Source organism: uncultured Brachyspira sp. (genome assembly GCF_944390595.1).
Taxonomy (GTDB): Bacteria; Spirochaetota; Brachyspiria; order Brachyspirales; family Brachyspiraceae; genus Brachyspira.
Genome location: NZ_CALXRN010000205.1, coordinates 1 through 9684, shown reverse-complemented (window position 1 = coordinate 9684; position 9684 = coordinate 1). Strand labels below are relative to the sequence as shown.

Here is a 9684-nt window from a genome sequence, read left to right as displayed (position 1 = left end):
AAACCTGTCCGTTATGTCTTATTGATAGTTCTAAAGAGTTAGTTAATTTTATTTTATAGAATTCTATTCTTTTATTAATTTCAAATACATAAGCATTATTATATTTTTTCATAATTCTTTTAACTTTATCAGCTATATTTTTTGGAAGTATATTTTCTGATAATTTATCATCGCTGCTTATATAGTTCCAAGCTCCGTTTTTATCGAAGTTTATATAAATACCGTTATTTAATTTTATTTCGTACTCATCTTTTATTTTGTCTATATAAACTATTTTAGCTTTGCTGTAATTAGAAGCGATAAATCTTCTAATGTTTTCTGGTAATTGGCTAGGTGTGATTTTTATAAAAAGTTTTAAGTTATTAGTCATAGTGTATCTCCTTATTGCTGGTATGTAAAATCTCTTTACAATTATAATTATAGCGGATTGTAAAAATTAAGCAATATTTATTTACAAATATTTTACAATAAATTTACAAAACCTATAATTGAATATAATATTATAATACATATAAAACGTGTATGAGCTGTATATTAATAATAAATGTAAAATATATTTACAAATATTATAAAATTGGTTATTAGGTACAGTTTTTAATATGAAAATTAGAAATAAATTGGTAATTTTAATTAAAATTTATACTTTACAATATATAATCAAAAATAAATTTAAAAATTTTATTTACATACCCCGCCCTTTATATTTTTTAATTATTTTAATAAATTTCTATTTTAATTTTCTTTATAGCTATAATATAAAAAGCATGCCCCCCCAAGAGTTGTTTAAATTTTTAATCTATTTAACGCACGGTAAATGAATTTTTATATTTTGTTTAAGTTAAATTAATAATTTAGTTTATATTTTAAATTTTGTTCTGCGTGCGGTATGAGCGTTATAATTTAAATACGATTAGGGTGGGTGTAAGTAAATCTAATTTGATTAATTAAATAAATGAAATATAAATTGCAGATTTAAATTATAAATCTAGAGGGCGGGCATATCAAATTTGAGTTAAAATTATAAAAAATATTGTTAAAATGCTAGTAATAATTAATTTTTAAGTCATATTTATATAATTTTTTTAAAAAAATTAGTAAAACCATTAAAGATTAAGAAATATAATGCTTCAAAAAATAAGAAATTTAATAGGATAGTTATTGTTTTTTATAATTTTCATAATAAATTTAATGACTTTTGTATAGAGATAATAGTATTTCTATAATTTTTTCATATTTTACGTATAAAATGTAGTGTATATTACCTATTTTTAAGTTTTTTAAGAAAAAAAGAGAAAAAAATGCTAAACTAACTTAAACTTTATTCCGATTAGACCGAAAATTATTATATAGCAAAATGAGAGTTCAAGTATTTTGCGGTCTCGAACTCCCTGTTTGCATAGTTGATACCATATAATAAATGTATTTATTGGCGTAAATACATTTTATAGGATTTAATGGTATTTTGGCAACTTTATATAGTCACTCTGATTGTCGGAATACCTTAAATTCTCTTTAATATTTTTTGCCAATTAGGCACGGATGCCTTTTTGAATAAATATCACGGAGGATGACGATGATCATCAATAACAACATTAGTGCTATAAATGCACAACGTACTTTAAAATTCAGAAATGTAGACCTTTCTAAAGATATGTCTGCTTTATCTTCTGGATTAAGAATCAACAGAGCTGGAGACGATGCTTCCGGACTTGCAGTATCTGAAAAAATGAGAACGCAAATCCTCGGTTTACGTCAGGCTGAAAGAAACACTCAAGACGGTATATCTTTCATTCAAACTACTGAAGGATATCTTCAAGAGAGCCAAGACATTTTACAAAGAATACGTGAATTAGCTGTACAATCTGCTAACGGTATCTATACTGATGCTGACAGAATGCTTATCCAAGTTGAAGTTTCTCAATTAGTAGATGAAGTTAATCGTATTGCTAGCCATGCTCAATTCAATACTCTTAACATGTTAACTGGTAGATATTCTAACCCTAATGAAGGCGGAGCTCCTATTGCTTCTATGTGGTTTCATATTGGTGCAAACATGGATGAGAGAAGAAGAGTTTATATAGGAACTATGACTGCTGCTGCTTTAGGTATTCAAACTGCTGAAGGTACTGGTGTGTCTATTTCTTCTATAGACAAAGCTAATACTGCTATAGGTTTAGTTGATGAAGCTTTAATGAAAGTTTCTAAACAAAGATCTAATCTTGGTGCTTATCAGAACAGATTGGAACTTACTGCTCAAGGTTTGATGATCGCTTATGAGAACACAGCAGCTTCTGAAAGCAGAATAAGAGACACTGATATGGCTGAGACTTCTGTTAAATTCGCTAAAGACCAAATCTTAAGTCAGGCTAATTTAGCTATGTTGGCTCAAGCTAATACTATGAACCAAGGCGCTTTACGTTTGATTCAATAATTAAGTACGTTTTATAGCAAACTAATTTAAAAATAGCTGGCCTCATTAATAAAATGATGGGGCTGGCTATTTTTATTTTAAAGTTCTAATTACAAACCCCGCCCTTTATTCTTCATTACTAAATTTTGATAATATAATTTTTATTATCCTTGTTATTTAATAAGAATTATTAGTACCCGCCCAAGTGCTGATTAGATTGATAATCTATTTAACGCACGGTGAATGCATTTTTAGCTGAATTGATAATCTGTACAGACTAAAAATTTAAAAAAGCTAGGGTGGTGGCAGAAAATTCTAATTAAAGTTAAAAAATATAATGGAACCTAACTTGTTATAATTTAAATTATAAAATCTATAGGGCGGGGTGTTAAAATAAAATTTTATTTCTTAATTTGTTTTATTGCCAAAAAGTTTAGCGTATAATTCATCCTGCTCTTTTAAATGAATGACAAAACCTACAGCGATTTTGTTTTCTGTAGCTTCTATTATTTTTCTTGCTCCTTCCTCTCCAAAACCTCCGCAAAGTTCTATACAGTCTATTCCTTCTTTTTGTAGTTTTTTTGCTGTTTTAATTGCATCCTCTATATCTGATACTCCTATTATTTGTGAAACTCCATTATGTATTGAAGATATATCATTCTTAGAATCAAATATTTTTCCCATTATTAAATATGCAAATTTCATGTTATACTCCTAAAAAATAATAATGAAATTTTCGGATTATAAGCTGCCCACCCTCTATATTTTCTATTTAAAAAGTTATTTATGTCTTAATATTGTTTTTTGTTTCAATTGAATTTAAAAACACCCGCCCTTTACCGCACGATAGATAAAGTTAATATATGAAAATCTAATAATAATATAATTGATATAATGAGTGTTAATGAGTTAACCGTGCGTTAAATTTTATTATATATAATAACTATTATGGAGAGTAGGCATTTTCTAAGTTATTTATTGAGGATAATAGGTTTTGAGTTTTTATTAAATGCCGTAAATTTATAGGGTAGGGTTGTAATTAGTTTTTTATAATTGTATTTTATTTATATATAAACTATAATTATTGAAGGATTTTGTATTTATGAAAAATATGGTATTTGTTTTAATTTTCACTCTTTCTTCTATTGCTTATTCTATTACTTTTTATGCTGATGAGAATTTTTTAAAAAAACATTTCAATTATGATAAAAAATTAGATGCTTATGTTTTTAATAAAAATAAGGTTAATACATTATCTTTTCATACTTTGAAGGTAGAGGAGAATTTATTTGTTGTGCAAACTATAATTAATCAGGATAAAGAATTATACGGATTAAAAGAAGTTCGTTTCAATAATAAAGAAGAGGATATTTTTATTATTCCTAATATTGATTTAATGCATGTTGCTGATACTTTAGTTTTTATAAATTTATCAAATATTGATGATAATAATTTGGATGAATTTATAGAATTTTTTAGCAAAGGTAATGTTTATTTAGAATATGCTGCAGAAGATGATATTTATAGATATAAAATAAATAATAGAACAAGTAAAATATTTGCTGAAATACTAAAATGCAATATAAAAAAAGCAGATGAATAACATATATAGTAAAGCATATCCCGCCCTCTATATTTTCTATTTAAAAAGTTATTTATGTCTTAATATTATTTTTTGTTTCAATTGAATTTAAAAACACCCGCCCTTTAACGCACGCAGAATGTAAATAATATATAAAATGAAATAATAATATAAATTTATATAATGAATGTTAACGAATTAACCGTGCGTAAAATGACATTTAAGAATTAGATTTATAAAGAAAACCAGTAACTATAACTATTATTCCTATAAGCATAGTGAAAGGAGCTAGAAATCCCATAAAACCTTCAGGATGCTGTCCTACCATTGCTATAAATAAGAAACTTAGAGCAAATATTGCAAGCCCTATAATTAGAATAATGATATTTTGTTTTGAAAGTTTATCGTGATTATTTACCATATTTATTGTATAAAAAAAGTTCATAGCTTAAACAGCCACAAACCTTATATTCTCCATATTTAGTTTTTGCTCGGGGCCGGAATCGAACCGGCACGGTCACAAGGACCAGCAGATTTTAAATCTGCTATGTCTACCAATTCCATCACCCGAGCTGGTAGTTGCTAAATATCTTAGCATAATTAATAAAAAAAATCAATAGTTGTATCAGCATTTTTATAAAAAATGGCAGAAAAGATAAATAAGAAATATATCCTTTCTGCCGAATATTGATTTACTTCCAATCTTTTATGTAATCTTTATGGGCTTCTAAATATTTATTCATAACTTTATTTGCTAAACTATATGACATTATTAACGGATGCATAGTTAAAGCTTTTTTTGCTTCTTTGATGCTTCTATTCAAAATAGCTTTTGCAGCAACTCTTTCATATTGCTTCATTGATAGTATTAAAGATTTAATTATATTTGGTATATTTTCATGTTTTTCCGGTATAATACTTCCGTCTGCATTTACCATTACATCAGATTCTATAATATCATCAGCTTCTAAAAAACTTATTGCTTTATTATGGTTTTTAGAATTGATAATCATTTTCTTAGAAGTTCCATTTTTAACTATTCTAATATATTCTAATGCTACAGCAGCATATCCTCCTGAATCCGGAGCTGCTAAGAATTCATCAAAATTAGGTATTGCAGATATATGATGTCCGCCTTCATCCTTACTTTCTAAATTCATGTAGCTTTTTTCTCTTTTTAATAAACCAGTCATTATAATTTCAAATGCTTTTTTAAAATCTTTTTTGACATCTACATTTTTTAATTCTGATATCATATTTTGATTGATTTCATATATTGTTTTGCTTCTGCATGATTTAGATTCTATAATGGACTGAACTGCTTTTTCTCTGTAGTAGAAAAAATACAAATAAGTATTTGGCAAAGAACCTTCAAATAAATCTATCAGTTCTTTATCAAACATTCTAAAAGAAGTATCTGTAAGTAATTTATCATTTTTTAATACTAAATCATTTACATCTTTTCCATTTGCTTTAAAATTTTTGAACCAAGATAAATGATTAAGTCCGTAGCATTCTGCTTCAAAAGAATCATTTTCTCCATATCCTAATAATTGTTTTATCTCATGTATCTGTCCGGCAGGACCATCGCAAATACCGAAGTTTCTTTCAACTCCCGCATAGCTGAGAGCCTGAGTTACTAAAGCAGCAGGATTTGTGAAGTTAAATGTAACAGCATTTTTATTAGCTTTTTTTTCTATTATTTTAGAATATTCTAGTAAAACAGCAACAGATCTCATAGCCATAGCAAATCCGCCTGCACCTGTTGTTTCTTGTCCTAATATTCCAAGTTCTAAAGGTATTGTTTCATCCTTAATTCTAGCTAAGTCTTCTCCGACTCTTATAGTTGTAATAATATAGTCAGCACCTTCTACAGCTTCTTCAACAGATAAAGTAGTTTTGAAGTTTATGCTGCTGTTAATTGATTTAGATACTTCTTTGGATACTTCTCCAAATATAGATAATTTATCTTTATTAGAATCCATAAAAACTATAGTATCAATATTTAATTCTTTAGCATACAAAGTTAAAGATTTTGCTAAAAAAGCAGATCTAACTCCGCCTCCGCCTAAAACAGCTAATTTCATATTTACTCTCCTTAAAAATTATTTATTCAAACTTTTCACCAAATTTAAATATTTTATTAAATAGAAATACTAATATACTTGCGGTGATAATAGAACCTACCTGTGCTACTAAATATATAGGAATATTAACAGGGTATACAGATAAGAAAGATAACATACTGCTTAAACCTCCTCCTGGTGATTTAACTTGGAAGAATGATACAAATGCTCCCCATATCCCAGTAGATATTATTGAAGCTAAGAACGGCCATTTTAATCTTAATGTAACACCGAACATAGCAGGCTCAGATATACCGAATGCATTTGTTACAGCTGAAGAGAAAGCAAGTCTTTTCATTTTAGCATTTTTTATTACAAATATGGACATGAATGTTACAATAGTATGATTCCAGTCGGATAATGCTTCTATAGGGAACATAAAAGAACCTACACCTGATCCGTATAATTGCATATTAATAGCAGTATAAGTATGATGCATACCTGTAATAACAATAGGCTGCATAGTTGCTCCTATTAAGAAACCTCCTATTATAGGGAATTTTTCATGTATAAATAACATGCTGCTTCCTAAACCGTTGCCTATTACTCTTGTTATAGGACCTACTATTGTAAATGCTAATGTTCCGGTAACTAATAATGTAAGCATAGGAACAAATACAAATTTTAATACAGATGGTATAACTTTATCGAATAATTTTTCAATACGGCTCATCAAATATATGGATGCAACCATTGGAAGTACTGAACCTTGATATCCGACTTTAGGTATTTGTATTCCGAATATATTGAAATATTCTATAGCACCAGGAACAGCGTCCCAACCGTTTATTAGATTTGTATTTACTAATAAAAGTCCTAGAACTATACCCATAACAGGAGATGATTTAAAATATACAGCACCGCTCCATCCAATTAATACAGGCAAATAGGCAAAAGCAATATCGGCAAACATACCGAAATAGTAAAATAAATCTGCTAATTGAGGAAATAATTCCACAAAAGATTTATCAGCAGCAAATATTCCGCTAGCACCTAATAAGTTTTTAAATCCCAATAATAAACCGCATGATGCTATAGCCGGTATTATAGGCATAAATATACCAGGAAATATCTGCATAAATCTTACCCATATACCCTGTTTTTGCAATCCCTTAACTTTTACATCGCTTAAAGACCCTTTTTTGTCTTCTCCTATTACTTCTATAAAATCGTTATATGCTTTTTGAACTTCTGTACCTATAATAACTTGAAAAGTACCTCCTACTTTAAATACCCCCATAACAGAATCTAAATTTTCTATAGCTTTAGTATCAGGTATAGTATCATCTTTCAATACTATTCTAAGCCTTGATATACAATGTGATACTTTAACTATGTTATCTTTTCCGCCGATATATTCTGTAAGTTTAATCATATCTTCTTTAAAATTTCCCATAATTAACTCCATCATTATATTATTTTATACTTAATATTATACTAATTTGAACATCAGATGTCAATAAAATGAATAAATTTATATCAATTTATGATGTAAATTACATATTTTTTGAACATTTTTGTTCATTTTTTGGTATACTAGACTTTTTTTAAAAATATTTTATTATTTCTAAATATTTTTATATTTGGATTTATTTATGAGTTTAAAAAAAGAAAGCAGAAAAAAGCAAATACTAGAGATGCTTAATTCAAGAAATTTTATTTCTACAGAAGAAATAATGACTCATTTAAAAGTAAGCAGAGCTACAATGAGAAGGATGCTTATAGAATTAGAAAATGAACAATTAATACATAGATTTCATGGCGGCATATCATTGTATTCTGGAGTTGAGTATAATGATACTAAATTTATAAATAAAAATGAGAAAAGTATTATAGCTAAATATGTCAGCGAAAATTTTTTAACTGATAATCAAACTGTATTTATAGGAAGCGGTACAACAACAGGATATTTGAAAAATTATTTATCAAATATAAAAAATATTACAATAGTAACTAATAATTTATTATTTTTTCCGGAAATCATTGAAATGAACAATGTACAAACTATATTAACAGGCGGCATTGTAGCAAAAGATGTTCCTTGCTTAATAGGAGAATTATTCCCTACAGAATATTTAACAAAATATTTGAATATAGATTATGTATTTTTAACTAGCGAGTTTGTTAATAAAAAAGGCTGTTCCCAGAAATCAAATACTGCTGAGCTTTATTTTGAAAAGGCATTTTTGAATACTAATGCTAAAAAGATACTTATGGCAGATCATAGTAAAATAGAAAAAAATGGTCCTTTTATATGGGCTGATTTAAGTTCATTTGATGCTTTGATTACAGATAAAAAAACAGAAGAAACCCTAGAAATCTCAAAACATATAAAAACTTATTTTTCAGATGAATCATAAGCTTCTTTATCTGTTATAACAGTTAAATCATCATGAAGCCATAAAAATGATGCGGGATATTTTGATGTTATTTTTCCCTGCATGAAATTTTTAACAGCTTCAGATTTAGAAGCACCTGAGGCTAGTAATAATATTTTTTTTGCTTTAAGTAAATCTTTAATGCCTAATGTGATTCCGAATTTTATATCTTTGTTTGATTTTTTTATCATATCATGTGATAGAGATTCTTTAGTCAATAAAATTTTATGAGGAAATGGACTTAAAAAATCATCAGGTTCATTAAATCCTATATGTCCGTTAATTCCTATTCCTAATACGCATACATCTATATCAATAGAATCTACAGCTTGTTTCATTCTTTGGCATTCTTTATCTATATCTTCAGCAATTCCGTTCCAAATATAATTATTATCTTCTATATTCGGAAGTTTGGAGAAAATATTAGTTTTGAAATATTTATAGCATGATCCCTCATCATTTTTATCAAGTCCGTACCATTCATCTAATATAACAATTTTCATATCATTATATTTGATATTTTTATTTATTATTTCTTTAGTAAGTAAGTCATATGTTAAAGTAGGTGTAGACCCAGAGGCTAAAATAAAATTTTTTGCATTTTTATTTTCAATTAAATCGAATAGAAAATTGCTTGCTTTTTTACTCATAGATTCATAATTTTCGGTTATAATAATATTCATTTTATACCTCTTATATTTCTATAAAAATAACGGATATATTATATTAATAAAATTAAAATATTTCAATTATTTGAATATTACAAGATTTTTTGCCATACAATTTTTGTATGAAGCTTAATAAGAATTTTGAATGTATTTTAAGTTTGCTTATTAATATAGTTTTAGCAAATAATTTTTATATATTGCTTAATAATAATTAAGAGCGTCTTTTAAGTTTGCTTATAATATAGTTTTAGCAGGCAATTTTTATATATTGTTTAATAAAAATTATGAGTGTCTTTTAAGTTTGCTTATAATATAGTTTTAGCAGGCAATTTTTATATATTGCTTAATAATAATTGAGAGAGTTTTTTAAGTTTACTTACAAGACAGTTTTAGCGAACAATTTTTATATATATTTTAATAATAATTGAGAGCGTCTTTTAAGTTTGCTTATAATATAGTTTTAGCAGGCAATTTTTATATATATTTTAATAATAATTGAGAGCGTCTTTTAAGTTTGCTT

Annotated in this window: 9 protein-coding genes and 1 tRNA gene; 3 read left to right on the top strand and 7 right to left on the bottom strand. The window is 26.9% G+C overall.

The window, feature by feature from the left end; translation table 11 throughout:
* Positions 1 to 370, bottom strand: a 370-nt coding sequence (locus Q0J90_RS12440) for a PepSY-like domain-containing protein (protein ID WP_297278216.1), incomplete at its 3' end; no start/stop codon positions are given.
* A gap of 1203 nt (positions 371 to 1573) precedes the next feature.
* On the opposite strand from Q0J90_RS12440, the gene Q0J90_RS12435 reads away from it, so the two are divergent.
* Complete coding sequence (locus Q0J90_RS12435; RefSeq protein ID WP_297278215.1) at positions 1574 to 2431, top strand: flagellin; 858 nt, start codon at positions 1574 to 1576, stop codon at positions 2429 to 2431.
* Positions 2432 to 2818: 387 nt separating this feature from the next.
* Here Q0J90_RS12435 and Q0J90_RS12430 read toward each other — a convergent pair whose 3' ends face one another.
* Positions 2819 to 3115: a DUF6506 family protein gene (locus tag Q0J90_RS12430; RefSeq protein WP_297278214.1), complete on the bottom strand. Its 297-nt coding sequence runs from the start codon at positions 3113 to 3115 to the stop codon at positions 2819 to 2821.
* 397 nt (positions 3116 to 3512) lie between these two features.
* On the opposite strand from Q0J90_RS12430, the gene Q0J90_RS12425 reads away from it, so the two are divergent.
* Entirely contained in the window at positions 3513 to 4013 is a 501-nt protein-coding gene (locus tag Q0J90_RS12425; RefSeq protein ID WP_297278213.1) for a hypothetical protein, read from the top strand.
* A gap of 199 nt (positions 4014 to 4212) precedes the next feature.
* On the opposite strand, the gene Q0J90_RS12420 is transcribed toward Q0J90_RS12425, so the two are convergent.
* The 4 genes from Q0J90_RS12420 to Q0J90_RS12405 form a co-directional block, all read right to left on the bottom strand.
* Positions 4213 to 4437 (bottom strand): hypothetical protein, encoded by a 225-nt coding sequence (locus tag Q0J90_RS12420; protein WP_297278212.1) that lies wholly within the window; start codon positions 4435 to 4437, stop codon positions 4213 to 4215.
* Between the two features lie 43 nt (positions 4438 to 4480).
* Positions 4481 to 4565: transfer RNA gene (locus Q0J90_RS12415), tRNA-Leu, on the bottom strand.
* 119 nt (positions 4566 to 4684) lie between these two features.
* Positions 4685 to 6079 (bottom strand): hypothetical protein, encoded by a 1395-nt coding sequence (locus Q0J90_RS12410; protein WP_297278211.1) that lies wholly within the window; start codon positions 6077 to 6079, stop codon positions 4685 to 4687.
* A 22-nt stretch (positions 6080 to 6101) separates the two neighbouring features.
* Positions 6102 to 7514 carry a PTS transporter subunit EIIC gene (locus Q0J90_RS12405; protein WP_297278210.1) on the bottom strand — a complete coding sequence of 471 codons (1413 nt, stop codon included), beginning with the start codon at positions 7512 to 7514 and terminating at the stop codon, positions 6102 to 6104.
* 199 nt (positions 7515 to 7713) lie between these two features.
* On the opposite strand from Q0J90_RS12405, the gene Q0J90_RS12400 reads away from it, so the two are divergent.
* Entirely contained in the window at positions 7714 to 8478 is a 765-nt protein-coding gene (locus tag Q0J90_RS12400; RefSeq protein WP_297278209.1) for a DeoR/GlpR family DNA-binding transcription regulator, read from the top strand.
* Here Q0J90_RS12400 and Q0J90_RS12395 read toward each other — a convergent pair.
* Positions 8457 to 9179: a 6-phosphogluconolactonase gene (locus tag Q0J90_RS12395; RefSeq protein ID WP_297278208.1), complete on the bottom strand. Its 723-nt coding sequence runs from the start codon at positions 9177 to 9179 to the stop codon at positions 8457 to 8459. The genes Q0J90_RS12400 and Q0J90_RS12395 overlap by 22 nt on opposite strands.
* Positions 9180 to 9684: the final 505 nt, after the last annotated feature.